Source organism: Parasphingorhabdus sp. (assembly GCF_965233695.1).
In the GTDB taxonomy this organism is placed as follows: domain Bacteria; phylum Pseudomonadota; class Alphaproteobacteria; order Sphingomonadales; family Sphingomonadaceae; genus Parasphingorhabdus.
The window spans coordinates 1,661,554-1,684,396 of sequence record NZ_OZ247497.1 but is presented as its reverse complement, the minus strand read 5'-3'; the positions used below and the strand labels follow the sequence as shown (position 1 = coordinate 1,684,396).

At 56.2% G+C, this 22,843-nt stretch carries 20 protein-coding genes; 5 read left to right on the top strand and 15 right to left on the bottom strand.

Translation table 11 applies throughout. The annotated features are described in order from the left end of the window. Positions 1 to 69 precede the first annotated feature (69 nt). Complete coding sequence (locus ACO6S1_RS07995) at positions 70 to 336, bottom strand: LuxR C-terminal-related transcriptional regulator (RefSeq protein ID WP_422345785.1); 267 nt, start codon at positions 334 to 336, stop codon at positions 70 to 72. Positions 337 to 870: 534 nt separating this feature from the next. Here ACO6S1_RS07995 and ACO6S1_RS07990 point away from each other — a divergent pair. Both ACO6S1_RS07990 and ACO6S1_RS07985 read left to right on the top strand, forming a co-directional pair. After that, the gene (locus tag ACO6S1_RS07990) at positions 871 to 1,587 is read left to right on the top strand and encodes a helix-turn-helix domain-containing protein (RefSeq protein WP_422345784.1); all 717 of its coding nucleotides are present in this window, start codon (positions 871 to 873) and stop codon (positions 1,585 to 1,587) included. 33 nt (positions 1,588 to 1,620) lie between these two features. Next, positions 1,621 to 3,237, top strand: a complete 1,617-nt coding sequence (locus ACO6S1_RS07985) for a transporter (RefSeq protein ID WP_422345783.1) — start codon at positions 1,621 to 1,623, stop codon at positions 3,235 to 3,237. A 55-nt stretch (positions 3,238 to 3,292) separates the two neighbouring features. Here the strand turns inward: ACO6S1_RS07985 and ACO6S1_RS07980 are convergent, their stop codons facing one another. After that, positions 3,293 to 4,684 (bottom strand): alpha/beta fold hydrolase, encoded by a 1,392-nt coding sequence (locus tag ACO6S1_RS07980; RefSeq protein ID WP_422345782.1) that lies wholly within the window; start codon positions 4,682 to 4,684, stop codon positions 3,293 to 3,295. Between the two features lie 577 nt (positions 4,685 to 5,261). On the opposite strand from ACO6S1_RS07980, the gene ACO6S1_RS07975 reads away from it, so the two are divergent. After that, complete coding sequence (locus ACO6S1_RS07975) at positions 5,262 to 5,504, top strand: response regulator transcription factor (protein ID WP_422345781.1); 243 nt, start codon at positions 5,262 to 5,264, stop codon at positions 5,502 to 5,504. 111 nt (positions 5,505 to 5,615) lie between these two features. On the opposite strand, the gene ACO6S1_RS07970 is transcribed toward ACO6S1_RS07975, so the two are convergent. The 8 genes from ACO6S1_RS07970 to ACO6S1_RS07935 form a co-directional block, all read right to left on the bottom strand. Continuing rightward, on the bottom strand, positions 5,616 to 6,209 hold the full coding sequence (locus ACO6S1_RS07970; RefSeq protein WP_422345780.1) for a hypothetical protein: 594 nt from the start codon (positions 6,207 to 6,209) through the stop codon (positions 5,616 to 5,618). Between the two features lie 10 nt (positions 6,210 to 6,219). Beyond that, positions 6,220 to 7,026: a C39 family peptidase gene (locus tag ACO6S1_RS07965; RefSeq protein ID WP_422345779.1), complete on the bottom strand. Its 807-nt coding sequence runs from the start codon at positions 7,024 to 7,026 to the stop codon at positions 6,220 to 6,222. A 14-nt stretch (positions 7,027 to 7,040) separates the two neighbouring features. Further along, positions 7,041 to 7,412: a hypothetical protein gene (locus tag ACO6S1_RS07960; RefSeq protein ID WP_422345778.1), complete on the bottom strand. Its 372-nt coding sequence runs from the start codon at positions 7,410 to 7,412 to the stop codon at positions 7,041 to 7,043. A gap of 102 nt (positions 7,413 to 7,514) precedes the next feature. Then, positions 7,515 to 8,015 (bottom strand): hypothetical protein, encoded by a 501-nt coding sequence (locus tag ACO6S1_RS07955; protein ID WP_422345777.1) that lies wholly within the window; start codon positions 8,013 to 8,015, stop codon positions 7,515 to 7,517. Positions 8,016 to 8,348: 333 nt separating this feature from the next. Further along, positions 8,349 to 11,438, bottom strand: coding sequence for an autotransporter outer membrane beta-barrel domain-containing protein (locus ACO6S1_RS07950; protein WP_422345776.1), 3,090 nt, complete (start codon positions 11,436 to 11,438; stop codon positions 8,349 to 8,351). Positions 11,439 to 11,585: 147 nt separating this feature from the next. Next, positions 11,586 to 14,027, bottom strand: coding sequence for a TonB-dependent receptor (locus ACO6S1_RS07945; RefSeq protein WP_422345775.1), 2,442 nt, complete (start codon positions 14,025 to 14,027; stop codon positions 11,586 to 11,588). Continuing rightward, entirely contained in the window at positions 14,011 to 15,018 is a 1,008-nt protein-coding gene (locus tag ACO6S1_RS07940; RefSeq protein ID WP_422345774.1) for a FecR family protein, read from the bottom strand. The genes ACO6S1_RS07945 and ACO6S1_RS07940 overlap by 17 nt, the downstream gene beginning before the upstream one ends. 63 nt (positions 15,019 to 15,081) lie before the next feature. Further along, positions 15,082 to 15,591, bottom strand: coding sequence for an RNA polymerase sigma factor (locus tag ACO6S1_RS07935; RefSeq protein WP_422345773.1), 510 nt, complete (start codon positions 15,589 to 15,591; stop codon positions 15,082 to 15,084). 347 nt (positions 15,592 to 15,938) lie between these two features. On the opposite strand from ACO6S1_RS07935, the gene ACO6S1_RS07930 reads away from it, so the two are divergent. Both ACO6S1_RS07930 and ACO6S1_RS07925 read left to right on the top strand, forming a co-directional pair. Further along, positions 15,939 to 16,331 carry a hypothetical protein gene (locus tag ACO6S1_RS07930; protein WP_422345772.1) on the top strand — a complete coding sequence of 131 codons (393 nt, stop codon included), beginning with the start codon at positions 15,939 to 15,941 and terminating at the stop codon, positions 16,329 to 16,331. A gap of 26 nt (positions 16,332 to 16,357) precedes the next feature. Further along, entirely contained in the window at positions 16,358 to 17,185 is an 828-nt protein-coding gene (locus tag ACO6S1_RS07925; RefSeq protein ID WP_422345771.1) for an aldose 1-epimerase, read from the top strand. On the opposite strand, the gene eda is transcribed toward ACO6S1_RS07925, so the two are convergent. The 5 genes from eda to zwf are packed head-to-tail and all read right to left on the bottom strand — an operon-like array spanning position 17,178 to position 22,668. Beyond that, complete coding sequence (gene eda / locus ACO6S1_RS07920; protein ID WP_422345770.1) at positions 17,178 to 17,795, bottom strand: bifunctional 4-hydroxy-2-oxoglutarate aldolase/2-dehydro-3-deoxy-phosphogluconate aldolase; 618 nt, start codon at positions 17,793 to 17,795, stop codon at positions 17,178 to 17,180. The two genes, ACO6S1_RS07925 and eda, sit on opposite strands and share 8 nt — an antisense overlap. Continuing rightward, a complete protein-coding gene (locus ACO6S1_RS07915) occupies positions 17,792 to 18,766 on the bottom strand; it encodes a glucokinase (RefSeq protein WP_422345769.1) in 975 nt (324 codons plus the stop codon). The genes eda and ACO6S1_RS07915 overlap by 4 nt, the downstream gene beginning before the upstream one ends. 2 nt (positions 18,767 to 18,768) lie before the next feature. After that, positions 18,769 to 20,589, bottom strand: coding sequence for a phosphogluconate dehydratase (gene edd, locus ACO6S1_RS07910; protein ID WP_422346160.1), 1,821 nt, complete (start codon positions 20,587 to 20,589; stop codon positions 18,769 to 18,771). Continuing rightward, positions 20,586 to 21,227, bottom strand: coding sequence for a 6-phosphogluconolactonase (locus ACO6S1_RS07905; protein WP_422345768.1), 642 nt, complete (start codon positions 21,225 to 21,227; stop codon positions 20,586 to 20,588). The genes edd and ACO6S1_RS07905 overlap by 4 nt, the downstream gene beginning before the upstream one ends. Next, a complete protein-coding gene (zwf, locus tag ACO6S1_RS07900) occupies positions 21,220 to 22,668 on the bottom strand; it encodes a glucose-6-phosphate dehydrogenase (protein ID WP_422346159.1) in 1,449 nt (482 codons plus the stop codon). The genes ACO6S1_RS07905 and zwf overlap by 8 nt, the downstream gene beginning before the upstream one ends. Positions 22,669 to 22,843 lie beyond the last annotated feature (175 nt).

The following is a 22,843-nucleotide window of genomic DNA, read 5'->3' as shown; positions in this document are numbered from 1 at the left end:
GCCCATGGTCCCGGGAGACTTGGCTGATCCGGCCAATTTTGACAACAACTTCATGCAGACAGGCGGTTATTAGGCTCGATCGTTGATCAACGCGTCATGATCCATACTATCAACCTGCAGCAACCCCTCCATCACGGCGCAAGCAACCATATGCGTGCGGTTTTTTGCCCGCAATTTAAGCCGCACATTCTCGACATGGCGATCGACGGTGCGCGGCGCTATGTCAATAAGCTGCGCCACTTCCTTGGTTGACAATCCCTGTGCAATGAATTCCAATATCTCATGCTCTCTCAGCGTGAGTACGGGACCATTGGTCAAACTCTTCTGCTGTAACATCGCGAGGCTTACCCTTAAATGTATCGGACAGACGTTAAACCTGCCGACGAACAAATGCCCCCATTTGATCAGTCGTGTGGGCGCCAGCAACACTAATTCTGCGCGCAGACGCCAGTCGCAACATAGTGCAGCCCGAACAGACTGACTAATTAAATTGTTGGTGGTTCCCTCCCCAACAAATCGTTGCAGTAATTCTCATCGCTGTAACTATGTGGTCCAGCGATGTTTTACTTTTACGCTTATAACACAGAATCAGGATAGGACAAAAACGTCCACGCCAACTGCTTGAATTTACAGTAATTTACATGTTCGCAGGATTCCATAGGTAAAATTACCTAGTAAAAATCAGCAGGCAGATTCGCTTGGCATTCAAAACAGGCGAATCGCTGGATGGACGATCACCGGGTCGCTGCCCTACATAATCCCCACAAAACAACAAAAAGGTCGCATCTGAGGCCGGGTTGATATTCTGGAAATATTGACTCGGATGGAACAAAAAAGGGTCGTGCTGAGGTCTTAGAGGAGACAGCACGGATGCAATCGCTAATCACCGCACCTGCCATGATGCAGGAGCTTCATTCTAATTTGCGCTCGACCACTTTACGGTTTCGCGCAGGGCAACTGATATTTGACGAAGGTCAGAAAGCCACCCGCTGGTACGAAGTGATCCAGGGAACGGTACGCACGTGCCGATTCCATATGGATGGCCACCGGCATCTGACCGGATTCTTCTTCAGCGGCGACGTTTTCGGCGCTGACTATGGCACCTATGGAACGGCAGCTGAGGCGGTCACGGACGTGGTCGTGCGCTGTTACCGGGTCGGCGATATTACCGACGACTCCACGCCAAAGCCGCAACTGGACGAAGCGGTGTCGATATTGTTTCGCGCGATGTCGACGGCTCAACGCTATCTGTTCATCATGGGGCACCGGACCGCGCCTGAAAGACTGGCCGCTTTTCTGCTTTGCCTGAAACAGCAGGCCAATGATGATCCCAATATTTTTGTGCCGATGTCGCGCAGTGACATAGCCGATTTCCTCGGCCTTACCGTGCATACCGTCAGTCGGACCTTTACCGACCTGGCGCGCCGCGGCCTGATCGAGATTAATGGCCGGGACTCCGTCATCATCACCGACAATGCCGGACTGTGCCGCCTCGCGGGCGAGTATCAGGACAGCATGACGGCTGATGTCGACACCGACATCCACCCCGCAACAGATTTATGCCTCGGCGAGCTATCCGCCGCTTGAAATGCACATGCCCAGCATGTCCGGAGAAAACCCATGACCAGCCATCGTTTAATCCCCCTAACCGCCCTGATCGCCCTTCCTGTCGCCACGACTTATGGCGGATCGGCTTCGGCGGCCACCGATGCCGAAACTGCAACGGACCAGGTTAGTCCCGCTCCCGGGTTGACCGCTGCCGAGGCCGAAGCAGAGTCGGCCCGGATTCTCGCGCGATTGAAAGCGGTGCAGTCACCCGTCGTGAAGCGGGCGGCAAAAACAGAAAAGCCGCCAGTCATGTCGACGGCTGTGCCCGTTGAGCAGCCTTCGGCCAAGCCGCTTCTGACGATAGAGCCAGTTGCCCTGATAGAAAAAGCCGAAGAACCACCCGTGCAACAACTCCCTGCAATGCAGGCATCAGCCAAAATACCCGCTGCAAAAGTCACGGATCAGGAAACGACCAATATCACCGCCGCTCTGCAGGCAATTCAATCCGAACTGTCGGAACAGAAAAAGCTGATCGCCAGCCAGAACGCGCTGATCCAGTCACAAAATGACAAGATCAAACAGCTGGAATTGCACAATCAACTGGTGCGGGCCGCTGTACCGGTCGAAACCCCTTTCGCCCTGTCGCAAATGCGCGCAGCCGGCATCCAGCCCAGCCAGGTCGAAACCGCATCGATGCAAATCGGAACGACACCGGATGACGAACTGACCATGCCGGAAGGCCCGGTTGGGGAAGCGCCGCCAGCTGCGAATAATATCGAACAGAAAGTCGAGGCGGTGCCTGAGGGACAAGGCGTGTTGACGCCGCGCGGACAGTTTGTGCTCGATCCGTCGATAGAATATACAAGATCATCCACCAACCGACTGGTCTTTCGCGGGATTGAGCTGATCCCCGGTATTCAAATTGGCGCGATTGAAGCCAGTGACGCGGACCGCGACACCATCATCGGAACATTTGCCATGCGCTATGGCCTGACCAACCGGCTGGAGATCGAAGGCCGGATACCCGCGCTCTATCGCAAGGACCGGATACAGGTTGTCCAGCAGCGCGACGATCAGATTACCCGCGAAATCGGGCTGGAAGAAACCGGCATTGGCGACGCGGAAATCTCGCTGCGCTATCAGTTGAACCGGCCCAAAGCGCAAAACCCGATCTGGGTCGCCGGCCTGCGCGTCAAGACCGATACCGGCACCAGCCCCTATGAAATACCGTTTGATGAATTTGGCGTTGCAACCGGTCTGGCCACCGGCTCCGGCTTTTGGGGCGTGCAGCCCAGCCTCAGCTTCCTGCTCCCTTCCGACCCGGTCGTAATCTATGGCGGCACAGGCTATTTGTGGAATATCGAGCGTAACATCAACAAGGTCGTCGGCGATGTCCTGGTCGGCAAGGTTGATCCCGGTGATGCGATCAACGCCAGCGTCGGCTTTGGCTTTGCGCTCAATCCGCGCTTTTCCTTTTCACTCGGCTATCGCCACAATTATATTTTCTCGACGAAAACCCAGCTCGGGGACACGCTTCAGGAAAGCAATGACATTCAGGTCGGAGCGCTCAATTTCGGCATGTCCTATCGTCTCAGCCAAAAACAATCGCTGAACCTCGGCTTCCAATTTGGTGTGACCGAGGATGCACCGGATGTCAGCATCGTCGCGCGCATTCCGTTCCGCTTCTGACGCGCCGATCTTCCGACATAAGGGGCGGGTTTGCATCGCGAACCCGCCCTTTTAGTTATGCCGGTCCCGCCTCATCTGACAGAAATTGCCGGACATGGGCGACAAACAATTCCGAGCTATGCTCGCGGCCGAGCAAGAGATGGTTGTCGGTTGGCAGCGTCACAAACTCGGCGCCGCTGATCCGGCTGGCTAGCTCTGCACCCTTGGCAACCGGAACCCGCTGATCGCCGCGCGCGTGCATCACCAGCGTCGGACATGTGATCGCGCTCAACCGGTGGCGGACATCAATATCGGCAAAGGTTTCCAGAAAACGGGCCGCATTGGCGGGCGACACTGTTTTCCTCTGAAATTCGTCAAAGGCCGTCCGTTCGGCTTCGGTCGCGCCGGGAATGAGCGCGCGGGAAAACAGGTTGCGGTAGCTTGAGTCATCGCGTCCCCAGCCATTGGCGACCAGCGTGATCAGCGCCTCCCGCTCTGCTCTCGCTTCCACGCTGTCATCATCCACCCGCCAACCGGAGGCATAGCCGCCCCAAAGGATGAGGTGACTGACGCGGTCCGGATTGCGGGCGGCATATTCAATCGCAACGGCCGCGCCTTGCGATATGCCGAGCAGGGGAAATCGCTCAACCCCGCTTTGTTTGACTACGCCTTCCAGATCGGTGACGAATGCATCAAAGCCGAGATTGTCGACTTCCCAGTCGGACATCCCGTTGCCGCGCTCGTCATAGCGAATGAGACAATGGTCGCGCGCCAGTTCCTGAAACAGCGGCGACCACACTTCGCTGTCCCAATCGAGTTCCAGATGATTGAGCCAATTGGCCGCTTTGAGCAAAGGCGGCCCCGTTCCAATCCGGGCCCACGCGATGCGCGTTCCATCTCTCGCGCCCGCAAAACCGATTTTCTGCCGCGCCAGATGCAGCTGTCCCGGCCTGTCGAGCGGCATCCCGGCTCTGGCCCCCAAATCCGGCAACAACCGCGCCCGCAGCGTTTCCGCCTCGTCGCGCATTGCGGCAAGCCACGCCTGATATTCCGGATGATCCGGCAGATCGAGTCCGGCGAGCAGAGGTTGGTCAAGCGCCGCGCGCACGTCGGCAAATTCCTCTCCCGCCAGGGCTTCATCGCGCTGCGCACGTTCGGTCAGACTGGTATAATCGATGTTAACGGCAACCGGCTCAAAGCGCACCCATTCCCGGTCAGCGACAATGCGCTCCGCTTCCGGGTCGTTAAGCAGCCGGCGCAATTTCCAGATCGCCGAGCGTAGCGCCCCGCGCGGGTCATCGGGCCCTTCCCAGAACAGGTCACACAATCTTTCGCGGTGCTGCGGCTTTCCGGTCAGCAACAGGAACACCAGCATCGCGCGCGCTTTGCGCGAAGCCGGCAATTTCACTGGCTTACCAGCGCGGCGCACAGACAGGCCGCCCAGCAAACCAATTTCCAATTCGTTCATAGCACCTTCACTCACTAGCCCCGCGAGTAATCCGGCTTTTTCTGGCAGCCCGTCGTTAGAACCGCTCCCTGCAGCGGCCTTGTAATTTAATCCCGCCAGTCAAAAAAACAACGGAAATGACATGCCGATGAACATGCTGCGTAACACGCACGGGCATCAAAGGGGTGCCGCTACTTGAAGTCAGATTCAACTCCCTAACAAATAGAAGGTATCGATAATGTCACTCCCCCGAAACATGGTCAGACTACGACGAAGGCAAGGATCTCTTGCGCGCTGCCCGGCATCGCCGCCGGCATCCTGAAACGCGGGATCAACGATTATGTTGATGAGAGGTACGCAGAAGCCCTGACAAATCTCGCGCAAAGAATTTCGATCCTGACCGCCGATGCGCGGACAGCAAACTGAGTTTAATTTTATCACACGACCCTTACGACCTCCCTCGAGACGAAATAGCCTCACTATTTCCTCTTGCCTTGGGGCTGCACAATTGTGCGGCCCCCGTTTTGTGACGCCCCCCTTGCCTGCCCGCCCATCCAGCGCGAAGCGGCGCAAGTCTTTCAGAAAGGTTATGCTTAACATGCCAGAATCACTCGCCCTGAATAAGGACTCCTTGCTCACGCGAAGGGAGCTGGAAATACTGGAATATGTCACCCGCGGCCTGTCCGCCAAGGAAGTCGCCCGCCATATCAACATCTCGCCGCGCACAGTGGATCGGCATGTGGAATGTGCCCGGCTGAAACTACGCGCGCGTAACCGGACACATATGGTCGCCTGCGCCGTCCAGGCCGGGTTGTTACGGATGGAACCTGCATGTGATTGAACATCAATTGGGTAGTCAAAAAAAGCGCCGCGAACCCGCGTGATGGTTCACAGCGCTTTCAGTAAAGGACCGGCAGGATTGGCAACCGGTCACTTTCTCCTCAGATCCGAATCAGTTTCCGAGGGCCCCGATCCCTGCTTGACCGGCAATATCCTGTAGCGCGCTGCCAATGCGGTCCATCATCAGATCGTTATTGAAACTTTCATAACCGGAAAGATTGAGCGTCGCGTCCACTTCCTGCACCGCTTCAAAACCGTTGGCCGTGTTGATCAGCATATTCTGGACACCATTGGTGGTCTCGTGAACGATCGCGGTTTGCCCGTTGTTGAGCAGATAGACCGGGGTATCGCCGACTTTCATACGGATATTGCCGTTGGATAATATACCGTTTTGCAGCGAAGAGACATCGACCGGGCTCAGTCCGGCAGCGGCTGTCTGGGTGGTGTGTGCGCCATCGTCGTTCAGGTTCAGCACCGTCTGCAGCAACAGCTCGCCATTAACATAGGTGCGGATATCGGCGCCGAAATTGACCCCCAACCCGTTGACGACAAACCCGCCACGCAACTTGTCCAGATCTTCGTCCGGAACAAGTGCGGGCAGACCGACCGCCGCCGCGGGGTCAGCTTTGGCAGTCTGGGGTACTAGCATCGCGGTGAAGGACGCGATGCAGGCGACCGTGGCGAAATATCTATGTCTGTAGCTCATGACTTATCTCTCATCTGACGGTACCGACCCGCACGTCGAGAAGAAATTCCGGCGAGATCTGGTACAGGGGGGGAAGGTGATTGGTTAGATTGCCGATATCAGCCATGGCCGATACCTGATCGGTCGGCGCAGTGGACCAGGGATTCCAGTCACCTGCAAGATTATAGGCGGGCCGCTTGGTTATCGGGCCATCGACGATGGCCAAGGCAATCCCGTTCCAATATTTGTGAAAATCCTCATAGGAATATTTGTTGATGCCGAGCACGGAATCACCGACCAGCACCTGATCTTTGGTCTGGCCCTTGACCACGACAAAATGTTTGAAGCCATCAATGTCGAGCAGCACAATCACCGGGCGCTTCACCTGGATAAGCTGCCCCGGTTTCAGTTTGAACCCCTCGGCACGATAACCGATGGATTTCAGATAATTGCGCATGTCGAGCATCGAAAAGCCGACCTTCTTGATTTCTTCTTTGTCACCCAAGTCCCACATCGCCTTGAACGGCGTGCGTTCGCTTGTGGGCCGCTCGTAATGATAGGTAAGCAAGGTCGCGATCGCCGCGGAACCGCAGCTGAAATCATAGCGCTGGCGAATGACGGAACGGAACGGGATATCCCACCAGGTCATGACGTTGACATAATAGTCGCCGCCACTTGATTCCCGTGCCAAGCGGACTTCGGCTTGCGCAATAGAGCTGCAAAACAGGCTGGCACCGGTCAGGGCCAGCAGTCCGCCCTTCAAGAAAGATTTCAAGCCGCTCTTGAAGGGCGGAAAGGCTGGGTATTGGCCATTTTTGATGGGGGGAGTGAGGGTCATGGCCGATACCTTACCTAATCGGTAATATTGATCGTCACCGCCAGGCCAGCCTGGAGTGCAGACTGTGCGCCGGTGTTGATCACAATATTACCAAGACCGTTAAAACTGGACAGCGAGTTGTCCGACAGGTTGACATCGCCAGCAGTAAAGTCGCCGTTGATCGTATTGCCGGTATTGTCCGAATTAAAAGTTTGTTCGTTGATCGCTATTTGCGTGCCGCCGCGCAGCTCATTGAGCTCGTCCAGCGACATTAGCGGGGATTCAGATGGCTGCGCGGTAGTCGCGGGTGCCTGGGGCGCAGCGCTCTGATCCGTGACCTGCGCGCTCGCATGGGAGGCGGTCATGGCCAAAGGGGCTATCGTAAGAAGCCAAAAATGCTTTTTCATCGTCTTTACTCCCGGTTGGGGATGCGGATGTTTGGGGGGATGGAGGGGCCGGATCCATCGAACTGAAACCGGCCCGCTCTTCATCAAGTCAACAAGTAGCGATTAATCGCCGCCACCGCCGCCGGCAGCCGCTTCACCAGCACCATCACCGAAGTTGATGGAGCCTTGTGCTGCAATGTTGGTTGCAGCCTGGTTGTTGTTGTTGACGCCGGTATTCCATGATTGGTTCAGGATACCCGCAAAAGCTGCGAAGGCATTGCCGCGAACATAGTTGTCGCCGCTGTTATAACCGACTGGAGCCGGTGTACCATCTTCACCATCCAGATCGATGAGTTCGTCCATCTGAGAGTTGGTGTTATATGCCGTCAGCGTTTGCGTAGCGACAACAAGATCGTTGTTGTTGTTGTTGTTGCTGTTGATGTCATCCAGCGTATTTGTTGTGCTGGCATCTTGTGCAAGATAAATATCAAGCAGATCGTTGATGACGAGCGAGTCAGCGTTGTCATAAACGTCATTGCCTTGATTTTGCTGAGCCATGGCAGGGGCGCCAACGGCCAAAGCAGCTACAGCAGCAGATGCCGCCAATACTTTAGTCATTTTCATCGATATTCTCCTTAGGGTCTAAGGCATCTCATCTTTCCCTGAACAAACAAGGAAGGGGGTAAAGAGGCCCTGTTATATGCCGCTTCATGCGACATCCCTTTGCTATGCCGATTCGCCGGTCCGCTTGTTGCGATTTGGCAATTGCCTGGAGATTTTTGCTATTTTGGCGCAATTCAGGCCGTTTTTGTCAAAAATAGCCTGATAGATTCCGTGCCAGAATTACCCATGAAGAACAAAAAGCCGGCGGCTCGCGATGGATATGGCGAGTCCATCGCGCGCCTCCGGCACAAAGATATTACGATTCCCGTTCGGATATCGCGAATTTCGTCAGGATCAAAAACCGATCCGCAAGGAAAGCCGTACGCCCAGCGAGACGTCATCCTGCAACTGTTCCTCCGCGCTCACTTCACCAGCGAACAAAAGATTGCCCGACCCGCTGACCAGCCGCAGACCGGCTAGCCAACCATCAGTGCGGGTATCCGGGGACAGTGTAAAGGCATCGCCATCTTCGAATCTGGCAATGGTATCGCCAAGCTCGCCACCGATGATCTGCCGATAACCGCCTTCCACCTCGGCACGGAACCAGACACCATCGCGGTCAGTATCGCCAAAGTTCAAGGCAGCTGCCAATGTTGTGTTCAGCGCAAGTTCGTCGCTGTCACGATCTTCAACGATCAGATTAAAAGCATCGCCGCCTTCGGTTTCGGTATAGCCTTCCTCTTTGAGGTTATAATAATCGACCGATACCATCGGGCGCAGGGCAAAGCGACCGATCTCCAGTTCATAGGCGAGCCCGCCGGCGAGGCTGTAAAGATCACCCGACCAGTCCGCGACAGCAAAACGTGGCGCTGGCTGGTCATCACCCTCGGCTTTCGTCTCGAAGCGGCGCTGCGATTCAAATTCGACCTTGGCGTAAGAACCTCTGGCAAAGGCGCGCAGGCCGCCCCACCGTGCCCGCCAGTAAGCGGCAAATTCATATTGGTCGCTATCGACTTCATTCGCCGCATCATCATCACTGTCATTGCTGTTGAGATAGCCCAGCGAAATACCGAAATTCCCGATACGGCCTGCCTCTACCTCAATACCGGCGGTCGTACCGAGGCCGGTAATATCATAGCTGTCGGTCTGGCCGCGATCCTTGGACAGATCCCACACCGTTTGCTGCAACCAGAAACCCCAGCCACCCTGATCGCTATAAGGCGCAACCGGATCGGTCAGGAAACGGGCGGTGGAGCGGGATCCCTGGCTGACCGTGGCAAAAACGCCGCCGGCATGATCGGGCAGCATCTGCTGGATGGTCTCGTCAAATATCTCCGCCGTCGTAGCGCTCAGAAAGCCGGAGGCGACCGCTTCGTCATTGTCGAGCACCTTGAATATCTCGTCATAAGCGCTCGCCTGCGATTGTGTGAGATTCAATTCCGCCGCGGTCTTCCGTTCGATATCAACCCAAACCGCGCCCTCGTCATCATCGCCGGACACGCTGCTTTTAAACATATAGGCTGTAACTATGCCATCAGAGGTGAGATTGGCACTGCCGGTCAAAGTGGCGGCATCGACAATCTGATAACGCCCTTCGGACTCAGAGACACTGACCAGATCAATTTCCAATTGAGTGCCGGCTTCAAAACTGGCGGTATCGGTAACACGGAACTGAGTAAAATTGCCCGACCGCCCATCAATCGTCACGCCCAGCGTGCCTCCATCGGTCACATCAAGCGACCGCATGTCGACACCGGTCGCGTTGGTCGCGACAAATGTGCCGCCGTTGACATTAATCGCAGCGCCCGTTGTACCAGCCAGCGCGCCGCGAAACGCCGCGCCCTCGGACACCGTCAAACGATCAGCACCACCGCCAAAATCCAGCCGGCCGTCGACAGTACCGCCGGCAATATCAAATATGTCATTGCCGGAACCAAAGCGGACTTCACCGACTATGGCTGGCTCTGCCGCTTTGTCCCGTGCAAATTGCCGGACCGTGGCACCGCTGTTATTTTCAGACAGGTCAATCGCAATCGCCTTTCCGACACCATCATCTTCGCTGACCGCTCTGATCGTGCCGCTATTCTGGATCGAGCCCAGCGTGCCGGAGCGATCGATAATTGCACCAGCGGCGCCTTCCTCTGCGGCGGCGGCGCTGATGGTCCGGGTATTGACCAGCGATTCGAGCGATCCATCTTCATCAATCACAATGGCATGCACTGCCGAACTGGCGGCATCGCCACCCTCCGCGGCGATCTCGCCATTATTGGTAAGGGTTGGCACGGTGGTGCGATCGCCGATGCGTATGGCAGTGGCATCGTCGTCAAAGGACGCGGCAGTTACTGATCCATTGATAAGAACGCCACCCGCAATCTCCGTAACACCGCCGAGACCGCCGATACGCAATCCGTTGCCAGCGACACCGTCATAGACACCCCTGCCGCGGATGGTGCCGTTAATCACCACCCCGTTGCCATCAGCGGCATCTCCCGCGACCGCGCCGATGGTCACCGTGTCGCTCGTCGAGCCAATCTGGACCGCGGGTGCTTCACCAAAAGATGTAACCGCAGCATTGCCTTCCTTGTCATCATCAATGCCGTCGCCATCTTCGTCATCTTCGTCGGGATCATTATTGGCTGGCCGGACATCGAACAGAATTCCGCCGGCCACATCATCGGAAATCGCCAGCGCCGGTCCGCCTTGCAACAGATCATCAGCATCAAGATCCGAAACATCGGCGGGACGGGCGGTGCTGCGATAGCCGCTTGCGCTAATCTCGCCCTGAATCAATAGCGCGCCGCCCACCGGGCCGGTTACCGTCACACCCACCGCGCCATCTCCGCGTACAGCCACCGAACCGCGGACGGTGACATCGCCCGACACCGCGCCCATGCGGATTCCAACGCTGTCATCTCCGGTTACCGTGATCCGTCCGCTTTGGTTAAGCGATCCGGTCAGTGGACCTTGCAGGGAAATCCCGGCGCTGTCATTGCCTTCGACCGTGATCGTTCCGCTGTTTACAACAGACCCGGTAAACGCGCCTTCGGTCAGGATAGCAATACGATCCCGCCCCGTCGCGAACTGACCATCCAGGTCGCCGTCTTCATCCGAATCCGTCGGTGTATAATCTTCATCGATGATGATCGAGCCGCTATTCGTTATCGTGCCGGAACGCCCCGCCTCTGCGACAATAGCTCGGGCACCGTTGGCGTCGCTAACCTGGATCGTGCCTTGATTGTTGACATCATGGTCGCTGTCGATCGTCACAGCCGTACCGCTGGACGGCTTTATCGAACCCTGACTGGTGATGCGAATATCATCTCCATCGTCACTTGTCGCAATCGGTGTGGTCCGTGCTGTGCTAATTTCGGTATCGGCAAAAGCAGGGCCGGCAGTCAGCAGCAAAATTGGGGTGAGACTGGTACAGGCGAGAAGTAAACGCATCGGGGGTCCTTGTCTGAAATCTTGCTTTGGATATTCGACAAGACGTCACCAACAGAGGCGAACCGTAAGATGCGCTGACAGATAAAGAGTCGCAGGTTACCAACGCCCTGAAATATTTGGAATTTAATGAAAGGTCGTTCGATCCACCTAGAATTTGGTATCGAAACCAATTCTGATGGTGCGGGGGCGAAGCGGGGTAATCTGCTCACCAAAGGGCAATATGAACGGCGAACCCAGGGCAAAGCGATTGCCCCTGGCGTTGAAAATATTAGACCCCTCCAGCCAGATTGAATGGGCACCGATATCGATGCTCGCCGACAGGCCTGTGTCGATATAATCACCCTGTTTCACGCCGAGGATCGGACCGATACCCAGCCGGGATTCGCCCGTATAGCGGGCCCAGGCGGATAGCGAGAGATCGGCTTCATCGGACAATGCGCTGGTATAACTAACCCCCAATCGTCCTGAGAAATCAGCGACATTGGGCAGATTGTCGCTATCAACGATCACGGTTCCTTCCGGCAGATCCTCGGTAAAATCGGATTGGGAATCGGAATCGCTGACAAAGATTGTCTCGGCTGGTTCGGTCAAAGCACTGTCAGACCAGATAGCGCTAGCCTCAACTGACAAGCCGGGTAGCGGTCGCCAGTTCATCGACGCATCGACGGTCCAGATCCGGCCTTTGCCGATGTTCAGGGTGCCCGGCAAGCCGTCGCTGCCGATGAGATCCGCCTGCATGTCATTCCACATGGTGTGCGCCACCGAGATGCCCGCATCAAATCCGGTCTCACCGCCACTGTTAAAAACCAAACCGGCTTCGATTGCAGCGACATCGTCATTGCGGAATCGCTCTACCTGGCCGTCGCGCACTGCGATACCGGCAGCGCGAAAGCCCTCTTGATAACGGATATGGCCGGTCAGATTGTTAGAGAAACGATATTGCGCCCCGACCGATGGCAAAAATGCGGTCTGGTTGCGCTTCCCGGGATCCTCTGTTTCACTCAACCGGAAAATGTCAGAATCATCCAGCGCCTTGCCCCGCAGCGACACATAGCTGATGCGACTGCCAGCATTGATCATCAGGCGGTTCGTTAACGGCCAGATCACCTCGCCAAAAGCCGTAGCTTCGCTGACTTCGTTTTCGATTCCGGCGATGCTGTTGCTGAAAAATTCACTCTCCACCGCACGGCGTATTCGGTAGCGGTTGTTGATCAGGCTGGTGCCCAAAAACCAGCTTCCGCCATTATCCAGTGATCGCGATAATCGCGTTTCGGAAGTATATAAGCGAATGTCGCCACGCTGGCGAAACAGTCCCGGCGCTTCTTCGAAAAAGGGAAGGAAAGCGGGCAAAGTCAGATCAAATGTCTCGGTCACTCTCTGGTCGACAAGATTGATCGCGGTCATCAATTCCATGTCATCCCACTGCTTGCGGAACACCCATTGTCCCAGTGCAAAGCGGTTGCGATAGGGTTCAGCAAAGGGCGCCGCGCGATCAAGCCGGTCACCGGAACGATCGGTATATTGGCCATCGCGGCCATCAATTTCCTGAAACGCGGCCATCAGATCAATCGACCAGCCAGCGCCGGGATCTGCGCGCAGCATGAACCGGCCGCCGGCCGTATCGATACGATTGACATCGCTGAGCCTGCGCCGGCGGTCGTCGATATAACCGCCTTGACGGCCGCCATAGACCGAGGCCCGGATGCCGATAATACCGTCAACCACCGGCAGATTGAAGGTCGCATTGGCATCCACCGAAGGATCACCATCTTGTGTTGCTGCCAACGCGATCGAGCTTTTTCCACCCAGCTCATCCAGCTGCACCGCATTGGGAACAAGCCGGATGACACCACCTAAAGTGCCCGCCCCGAAACGCGTGCCCTGTGGCCCCTGATAGACGTTGATGGCGCTCAGATCGATGAGCCGCAAATCCGGATCCGGCGCGTTATAGTTCAGCCGCGCTACACCGAGATATTGACCGGAAACGGCCTGATTGGGTCCGTTAAAGCTGGAATCCGCAATACCGCGGATAAACAGGCGATTGCGGCCCGGGCCCAACTGGGTCGAGCTCAGGTTGGGGAGCGTTTCGAGCAATGCATCGGTCCCGCGGATCTGCGCCGATGGGCTGACATCATCCAGTGACAGGCTCACCAAATTGCCGGCCGGATCGGTTTCGATATTGTTGCGTACCAGCTGTGCTGTCACGATGATATCCGGATGGATGACGGGCGAAGGCGGCGGTTTGACCGGAGTAATTTTCCCCGCATTGGTCATCCTCCGGGACCGCTTCGGCATCCGCACGATACGCCAGTGCTGGGCATGCACCCGTTGCGGTATCGCACCGGTACCGGCCAGCAAGAGGGTCAGCGCTTGCTGGGAGGTCATCCGTCCCTTGATCCGCGGCACCTTGTTTGCGCCGATACGCGGATCAGCCAGTCCGATGCTGATCCCGGCCTGTTTTCCAAGCGCAAAAATCGCGGAGTCGAGACGACCCGCGGCTATATCTACCTCCACCTGACTGTCGGCATGCGCGGGCGATGCAATGATGACCCCTAGCACAGCGGCCGCTATGCTATGGTAACGCATCATCCCCGATCAAAATCCAGCCCTTTTCTTGTTTTTGCGCACGTAAGCCTAGTACGGCAGCAATTGGATCAATATTCTGTGGTTCACGGTCATCCAGTTGGATCACCCCGCTAAACCGTTGCTCGGCAATATCGGGAGAGATCGCGATGCCGACTGCAAGATTGCGGTCTAGCGCCTGGGCAACTTCGCCCATGGTTGCGTCTGCAAAGCTCAGCCGGCCGGACCGCCAGGAGCCCACTTGTTCGATCACGATGTCGGAGACGGTGACCCGGTTTTGCGCTGCGGACCGATAGAGCCGTTTGCCCGCAGGCAACTGGACATTTTCCCGGTCCGGATTGTAGATTACCAATCCTTCGGAAACCGCAACATCCAGCGCTTCATCGCTGCGCATCACATTAAATTCTGTGCCAGCATCAACCAACCGGACCCTGCCCGTGTCGACGATGAACGGATTGTCGTCGTCATGGACAACGGTGAATAAGGCTTCCCCACGCTCCAATCGCGCATAGCGCGGTTTTTTATGATCAAGCGCAATTTTGGTGTTGCCATTAACAGTGATCTGGCTGCCATCCGGCAGCGCGACAATCTCTCGCTGCCCGGGACCAGTCATCACATCATAAGGTTGCGGCATCTGCGTCCACACGCCGGCACTGACCGCCACGACCAGCGAGGCCGCTATTGCCCCAACCATCATCCGGCGGCGATTGGGTCTGGCTTGGGCTAATATGAAATCATCATTGGCGGAAATATCGTTGGCAGGAATATCATTAGCTGGCGGCGGCAGGGACATTTCGCCAGCTTTTTCATCGCCGGGATTTCCCGCCAGATCAACAAACGCGTCTTCGGCAGATAAGACATTTTCATAAGCAAGATTATGCTGAGGATCTTCCTCCAGCCATGCGGTAAACGCTTCCCATTCGTCAAAATCGGCCGCGCGGGTGCGAATGGCCCAGGCAATGGCCTGATCTTTAATCATGTCATGTCTTTCAACCATTACATATGTCCTGAGACATAGACGTTGCCAGCACGGCGATCCCGCATATTGTCGCGCTCATCATCACGCCTCTTCCCTCTCTTGCCATTCGGTCACCGCCCGATAGGCTTTTTGCAGATCCTTCTCGACGGCACTCAGGCTGATTTCCATTTCCTCGGCAATCTGGCGCTGACTGATGCCATCAATGCGGAACCGGCGAAAAATCTCGAACACGCGTGGTCCTTCTTTACCGATCCGTTTTTCAATGGCGGCCAGACGCTCGCTAGCGATCAAACCGCGATCAGGAAGCGGCAGGTCAGACGCTTCTCCGGTTCCCCTGTTGATATCGCTCCATTCATGATCCCGCTGTCGCGCACGGTCATCTTTACGATAGCGGTCGTGCATCGCGTTATTCGCAGCGCGGTAAAGATAGGGCAGCGGGCTGGCGATATTGCTATCATCCATATCGGCCAGCTTCAGCCACAGATCCTGCAATATATCTTCAGCATTGTCGCCCGCGCCGCGTGCGATTAAAAACCGCAACAACGCGTCGCGTTGCGCAAGGAAAACAGCCTGAAGTGATTGATGCTCCATAATCTGAAGAATCTCTTCTGTTGGGGGTCGGCGCGGTTTATTGAACGGGTAGATGCCATTCTGCAAGACCCAGCAAATGCGAATATCGATTCTGCCATAGCGTAATTTGCAACTGTGTCATTGTGTAATTTTACACTCCGATACATTAATTTTCGTCACAATCAAAAAAAGTTTGGAAAAAATTTGCGGGTTTCGAGAAGTGACAACGTCTCAATTATCGGACCCATCCCGAACCCTGCGGGTCCTATTTTCCGAATCTTTCCCCGAAGATCGGAATTCCCGGAGGAAGGTTAAGATCGGCCTTCCTCCGGGTCTTTTCGGAATTCCAGGATTCAGGAGCAGGCAAAGTGAAGCATGTCGGATTGTTGTTGCTGTCATTCGCGCTCGCCGGCTGTGTCTCGTCCACCACGGCTGAAAATATCGCCACCCAGAAAGAAATGATCTTTGTTCCGCCCGTCGATATTCTTGAAACGACCAACTGCATTTCCCTGAATCAGGTGCGCTCTACCAGGGTTATTGATCGCATTGGCATTGCTTATGAAATGCCTAACCGAAAAATCTGGATCAATCGGCCAAAATGGGGAGCCTCCATCCTCAATGACAATCTGATCATGGTCACACAAAATGGGAGCAGCAGGCTGTGTTCCGGTGACATTATCCGCTTTCTTGATCGCTCGCCGGCCGGATATCGCGGTTCGATCGCACTGGGGCCGTTTATTAGCTATTCGGACAGCCAATAAACGCTTATCCTATTGGGATAATGATTGTGCTACATAACCAAGACATAGTCCTGCATATAGATCCTGCTCGCGGGGGCGGGATATTGCGATTTGACTGGCGCGGGAACGCAATATTCTATCCTGTAAGAGAGAATGATAACGGACCGCTTGGTCTCGCCAATTTTGTGCTGGTGCCGTTTTCCAACCGCATTGCGCATGGCCGTTTTTCCTTTGGCGATATTGCCGTCACCATGCCGCCAAACTTCCCGCCCGCATCATCGCAGCATGCTATTCATGGCCATGGCTGGATTGCCCACTGGGATGTGATTGCGCGATCAGGAGACAAGCTCCACCTGCGCTATATCCATGATGCCGACAGCTGGCCTTGGGACTATGTCTGTAATCAGGAGATTGAGCTGACCGCTGACGGCTATATTCACGAGCTGTCCGTCACCAACAACAGCGCAACCAATATGCCGGCCGGCCTGGGCTTGCATCCGTATTTCCCCCGCGCCGATGCCAAATTGCACACGATATTCGACGGTTTTTGGGAAGGAACAGCGGACGGGCTCCCGACCCATTGGGTCGACCGCACCGGATATTATGACCTTTCGAAAGATGATCCGGTCGATACGGTTTTTACCGGTCGCAAAACAGCACTGGAGTTTGAATGGCCGACCCACCAGCTAACCATGACGCCGGATACGGATCTGCCGGAAACGCATATTTTTGCGCCCGATGGAGAAGATTATTTCTGTGTCGAGCCGGTGAGCCATATGACCAATGCCGTCAATCGCGAAGGCCTGAAGACATTGGCACCGGGCGAGCGCTGGTCAACGCAAGTCCGTTTTGCGGTAACACCAAATATCAATTGAGCTGAATAGAAGAAGCGGTCCGCGCCAATTGTTTCACTAGATCGAAATCAATTGTTCCCTTGGGAACGACCCAGCTACCGCCGACGCACAGCACTGCATCCAGAGCCAGCCAATCGCCCGCCGTCTTTGGACCAATGCCGCCGGTTGGGCAGAACAGGCAATCCTTAAACGGGGCGGCTATGGCCTTCAGGGCAGCCGTCCCGCCAGAGGCTTCGGCCGGGAAAAATTTGAAATGGCGCAGCCCCATGTCCATACCGCGCATGATATCGCTGGCATTGGATATACCGGGAAGCAATGGCACATCATGTTTCAAAGCCGACTCAACCAATGCTTCCGTCAGGCCCGGTGAGACAATAAATTCCGAACCGGCATCTATCGCGGATGTCAGCTGTGCATCATTCAATACCGTTCCGGCACCGACAATCGCACCATCGACCTTTTTCATTTCGGCAATGGCTTCCAATGCACAATCGGTCCGCAATGTGACTTCCAGAATCGGCAATCCGCCAGCGACCAAAGCCTCTGCAATCGGACGCGCCGTCGCGACATCATCGATGACCAGCACAGGGATAACCGGTGCGGTACGCATGAGTTTCTCAATCGGTTTCAAAGTTCATGCTCCTGCAAAAAGGCTGATGCCGCACCAAAAAGACCCGGCTGTGGATGGTTCAGCAGCTTGACCGGAATATTCTGCATAACCGTTTCAAAGCGGCCCTTGGCGACAAAGCGTTCACAAAACCCCGATTGCGGCAATATATCGGCAATTCTTGCCCCGACGCCGCCGCCAATGACCACGGCTTTCGCCCCTTGCGCCAAAGCCAGATCGCCTGTGACCGATCCCAGGCTGAGACAGAAACGGTCGAGTGCTGCGGCCGCCAGACTGTCTTTGCCCGCCAATGCCAGCTGCCATAACTCGCGGTCGCTCATGGGCGGGGCAGACCGGCCCTCCAGATCAGCCAATACCGCATGGATTGCGACCAGCCCGGGACCGGACACAATCCGCTCAACCGACACCCGCCGATGGCGTTTCCGCAGCGTCTGCAATATCTTGTCTTCAATGCTGTCGAGCGGCGCAAAATCGATATGACCGCCTTCGGCTTCAATGACGTGATAGTCATCTTTGGTCCGCAACAACTGTACCGTTCCCAAGCCGGTGCCGGGACCGAATATCGATATCGGTCCGGTTGCGGGCAATGATATTTCAGGGCCGCAGCAATGCACCAGATGATCGCCATTCAGATGGGCGACGGCATGCGCGACAGCACCAAAGTCATTGATCAGTGAAAAGCGATCAAGCCCCAATTTGGCAGGAATGGCATGGGGCCGGACAATCCACGGATTGTTGGGCAGGCGCAACAGCGACCCGCCGACCGGACCAGCAACCGCAATCGCTCCGTCCTTGGGCAGCGCGCGGCCAATCTGGTCCGCATAGGCTTCCCAGGCGGTTTGCAGGGTGGCATGTTCGGCGCTTTTCATGACCACCTGATCGGTCAGGGCCTCGACATGATGACCATCCACCTGGGCAATCGCGAAACGCGCATGGGTGCCGCCAATATCGGCTGTCACAATTTCCCGGGTCAAATCTACAATCCCGCCTGGTTGAGCATGGCTGACGCCCCTGCTTCTGCATTGTCAGAAAGGTTGCGCATGATGGCGAATAGCTCTCGCCCGGTGCCTGCGCTCTCAACCGGTGTTTCGGCGAGAGGCCGTGCTTGCCATTCTGCTTCGTCGACCATGGCTGTCAACTCGCCCGTCTTGGCGCAGATACGAACGATATCGCCATCCTGCAATTTTGCCAAAGGTCCGCCGTCTTTCGCCTCTGGCCAGCAGTGGATTGCCGCGGGAACCTTGCCGCTGGCCCCCGACATGCGTCCATCGGTCAGCAATGCGACCTTGTGACCGCGGTCCTGCAATACGCCCATGGGCGGGGTCAGCTTGTGCAACTCCGGCATGCCATTGGCGCGCGGTCCCTGAAAGCGGACGACGATGATGACATCGCGGTCCAGTTCGCCAGCATCAAAGGCGGTTTTGATATCATTTTGATCCGCAAAGACCCGGACCGGCGCTTCGACAGTCAATCGGCCGGGATCAACGGCGCTGGTTTTTATCGCGGCGCGGCCCAGATTACCGGTCAACAATCGCATCCCGCCATCGGGCGAAAACGGATCGGACACCGGACGGAGGATTTCGTCATTGCGGCTTTCCGATGGCGCAGCGCTCCAGCCCGCCTTGTCACCTTCCAACACCGCTTCTTTCGCATAAGCATCCATATCATTCCCCGCGACGGTCATGATATCACGATGCAAAAGGCCTGCATCGAGCAGTTCGCGGATCACGAACGCCATGCCGCCCGCCGCATGGAAATGATTCACATCGGCAGAGCCATTGGGATAGATGCGGGTCACCAGCGGCACGACCGCCGACAGCGCATCAAAATCTTCCCAGTCGATGATTATTCCGGCTGCTCTTGCAATGGCTGGCAGATGGATCAGGTGATTGGTCGAACCGCCCGTTGCTAATAGCCCCACCGCCGCATTCACAATCGCCTTTTCATCGACACAACGGCCCAGCGGGCGATAGTCATTTCCGGCTTTGCCGATGGCGGGCAACTGATGCACCGCCGCGCGCGTCAGTTCCTGCCGCAGCTTGGTACCCGGATTGACAAAGGCTGCGCCGGGAATATGCAGGCCCATCATTTCCATCATCATCTGATTGGAATTGGCGGTGCCATAGAAGGTGCAGGTCCCCGCGCCATGATAGCTTGCCGCTTCCGCTTCGAGCAGTTCATCCTTAGTCGCCTTGCCTTCGGCATAAAGCTGACGCACGCGCTGCTTTTCCTTGTTGGCAAGACCTGATGGCATGGGTCCAGCAGGAACCAATATCGTCGGCAAATGGCCAAAGCGCAGGGCGCCGATCAGCAGGCCCGGCACGATCTTGTCGCAAATGCCGAGCAGCAATGTGCCCTCGAACATACCATGGCTGAGGCCGATGGCCGTGCCCATCGCGATATTGTCGCGGCTGAATAGGCTGAGCTCCATGCCCAATTGTCCCTGCGTCACGCCATCGCACATCGCCGGAACGCCGCCCGCAACCTGAGCCGTAGCACCCGCTTCGCGCGCAAAAATCTTGATCTGTTCGGGATAACGACCATAGGGCTGATGCGCCGACAGCATGTCATTATAGGCCGTGACAATACCGATATTCATCGCCGCGCCGGAACGAATGGCTGGCTTGTCATCACCGCTGGCCGCAAAGCCGTGGGCGAGATTGCCGCAGGACAGGTTGGGCCGGTGAACGCCCTTGTCGCCTTCGCGGTCGATCAGGTCGAGATAGGCTGCGCGCGACGCTTTACTGCGCTCGATAATGCGGCTGGTTACCGCGTCCAGAGTGGGGTGCAGGCTTATAACTCGCTCCAAAAAATTGTTATCGGGCAGGAAGCGGACTTGATCAGCTTTGCAATTGGCAAATCATGCTCTTCCTTGATTGCCTGTTCCAATATAGTTTTCTTATCGGCTCCGCGCACGACAATTATCAATTCATCAGTATCAATGAGCGCCGCCATGTTGAGGCTGAGCCTTTCGAAAGGCGCCTCCGGTGGCAGCGGATCAGGCACGGTTCGCAAAACCAAGGGATCGACTTCATCACCCTTTGCCGGGATTTTCATGGTCGGAAACAGCGAAGCAATATGCCCGTCAGCCCCCATGCCGACCCAGACAAGATCGGCGCGCGGCGGAGTCATGCCCTCCGTTAGATCGAGAAGCTTTGCGTCACTGTTCGCAAAGGCTTTGGCAAGCTGGCCAAAATTGCTGGCCTGATGGTCTTTGGCGACGACCCGATCATCCGTGAGCATGATAGAAAGCGCATCCCACGGCAGATCCATGGTCGATAATTTATCGAATATCGCCACTGGCGTACTGCCACCGGGAACAGCCAATAGGCGTGCGCCACGCCGCTCGATCGCCGCAGCAAGATGCGCAGCGACCGCTGCGGCATCGGTATGGTCCGCCCAAGTGACCTTCCCGGATATCGCGGCGTCACTCATGCCAGCTGACTCCATCCCGTTCGGTTAGGGCAATCGCGGCCGATGGCCCCCAGCTGCCGGCACCATAGCTTTTCGGCGCAACCGCATGATCGCTCCAGATCTTCCGAATGGCATCGACCCAGGACCATTGCGCTTCAACCTCGTCGCGGCGGACGAACAGGGTCTGATCACCCTCAATCAGGTCGAGCAGCAATCGTTCATAAGCAATCCGGCGACGGGCGCTGGCAAAAGCCTGAGTCAGAGACAGGTCGAGCGGCACTTCGCGCAAGACAATGCCATCGCGGTCGAGACCCGGCTCTTTCGCCATGACTTGCAGGCGGACATATTCTTCCGGCTGCAACCGGATGACGAGCCGGTTGGCTATTGGCTTGCCCGAGCGTTCTCCAAAAATGCTGTGTGGCACGTCCTTAAACTGGATGACGACTTCGCTCCGCCGTTCGGCCAGACGTTTCCCGGTGCGCAGGTAAAAAGGCACGCCCTGCCAACGCCAATTGTCGACATGGGCTTTCAGCGCAACAAAGGTTTCCGTAGTCGATTGGTTGCCCAAATCGGTCAGATATCCCTCGACGGCCGCGCCATTTACCGCGCCGGCTTCATATTGGCCGGTAACGACTTCCGCAGGGTCGAGCGCACGCAGCGAGCGCAGCACTTTGACTTTTTCGTCGCGAATGGCGGTTGCGTCATAATTGGCTGGCGGCTCCATCGCGGTAATCGCCAAAAGCTGCAACATGTGGTTCTGCACCATGTCGCGCAAAGCGCCGGTATCATCGTAAAAGCCGTGCCGTCCTTCCAGACCGACGACTTCCGACACGGTGATCTGGACATGATCGATCCCGCCCGCATTCCAAAGCGGTTCAAACATCATGTTGGCGAAACGCAGCGCCAAAATGTTCTGCACGGTTTCCTTGCCGAGATAGTGATCAATCCGGAAAATCCGGTCTTCGGGAAATGCAGCGGCCACCGCATCGTTAATCTCGGTCGAGGACGCAAAATCATTGCCCAGCGGTTTTTCCAGCCCGATGCGGACATTGTCGCCGGCCAATCCAGCCGATTGCAGCCCCTTGATCGTCGGCTCGAACAGAAATGGTGCGGTAGACAGAAAGATCGACATGCCAGACGAAATGTCGCCAAGCTTTTCTGCCAGATCCGCAAAACCTTCGGTCTTGGACGCATCAAGTGGCTGATAGAAAAGGCGTTCCAGAAACTGAGCGATATCAGCCGCATTTTTGCGTTCTTCGGGAAGAAACTCGTGCAACGCCTCGCCGATCATCTGACGATATTCGGTGTCATTCAGGCCGCTGCGTGCGGTTCCAAATATCCTTAGATCCTTGGCGATAAGACCGTCGGCATGCAACGCATAGAGCGACGGCAACAGCATACGCCGCGCCAAGTCACCAGTGGCCCCGAACAGAAGCAAGGTGTTAGAAGGATGGGAATTCAACAAATTTCTATTTTCCCTGTTGGCGACGCATTTCTTGCAAAAATGCCGCGCTCATGAAAATGCCCGTGAAACGAGATTGAAGAGCCATTTCTTTTAATCGGCATAAACATCCTGTCAACGTTGTCTCGCTTGCAAAAACTGCAGTTTGATGACTGAATTCGTATACAGGAGCTGC

Bases quoted from the DNA above. Each gene is read 5' to 3' on its own strand.
- ACO6S1_RS07965 (WP_422345779.1), bottom strand. From the start codon at position 7,026: ATGACCCTCACTCCCCCCATCAAAAATGGCCAATACCCAGCCTTTCCG.
- ACO6S1_RS07945 (WP_422345775.1), bottom strand. From the start codon at position 14,027: ATGATGCGTTACCATAGCATAGCGGCCGCTGTGCTAGGGGTCATCATT.
- ACO6S1_RS07975 (WP_422345781.1), top strand. From the start codon at position 5,262: ATGCCAGAATCACTCGCCCTGAATAAGGACTCCTTGCTCACGCGAAGG.
- ACO6S1_RS07905 (WP_422345768.1), bottom strand. From the start codon at position 21,227: ATGAGTGACGCCGCGATATCCGGGAAGGTCACTTGGGCGGACCATACC.
- ACO6S1_RS07940 (WP_422345774.1), bottom strand. From the start codon at position 15,018: ATGGTTGAAAGACATGACATGATTAAAGATCAGGCCATTGCCTGGGCC.
- ACO6S1_RS07955 (WP_422345777.1), bottom strand. From the start codon at position 8,015: ATGAAAATGACTAAAGTATTGGCGGCATCTGCTGCTGTAGCTGCTTTG.
- ACO6S1_RS07950 (WP_422345776.1), bottom strand. From the start codon at position 11,438: ATGCGTTTACTTCTCGCCTGTACCAGTCTCACCCCAATTTTGCTGCTG.
- ACO6S1_RS07990 (WP_422345784.1), top strand. From the start codon at position 871: ATGCAATCGCTAATCACCGCACCTGCCATGATGCAGGAGCTTCATTCT.
- ACO6S1_RS07960 (WP_422345778.1), bottom strand. From the start codon at position 7,412: ATGAAAAAGCATTTTTGGCTTCTTACGATAGCCCCTTTGGCCATGACC.
- ACO6S1_RS07985 (WP_422345783.1), top strand. From the start codon at position 1,621: ATGACCAGCCATCGTTTAATCCCCCTAACCGCCCTGATCGCCCTTCCT.
- ACO6S1_RS07970 (WP_422345780.1), bottom strand. From the start codon at position 6,209: ATGAGCTACAGACATAGATATTTCGCCACGGTCGCCTGCATCGCGTCC.
- ACO6S1_RS07980 (WP_422345782.1), bottom strand. From the start codon at position 4,684: ATGAACGAATTGGAAATTGGTTTGCTGGGCGGCCTGTCTGTGCGCCGC.
- ACO6S1_RS07995 (WP_422345785.1), bottom strand. From the start codon at position 336: ATGTTACAGCAGAAGAGTTTGACCAATGGTCCCGTACTCACGCTGAGA.
- ACO6S1_RS07935 (WP_422345773.1), bottom strand. From the start codon at position 15,591: ATGGAGCATCAATCACTTCAGGCTGTTTTCCTTGCGCAACGCGACGCG.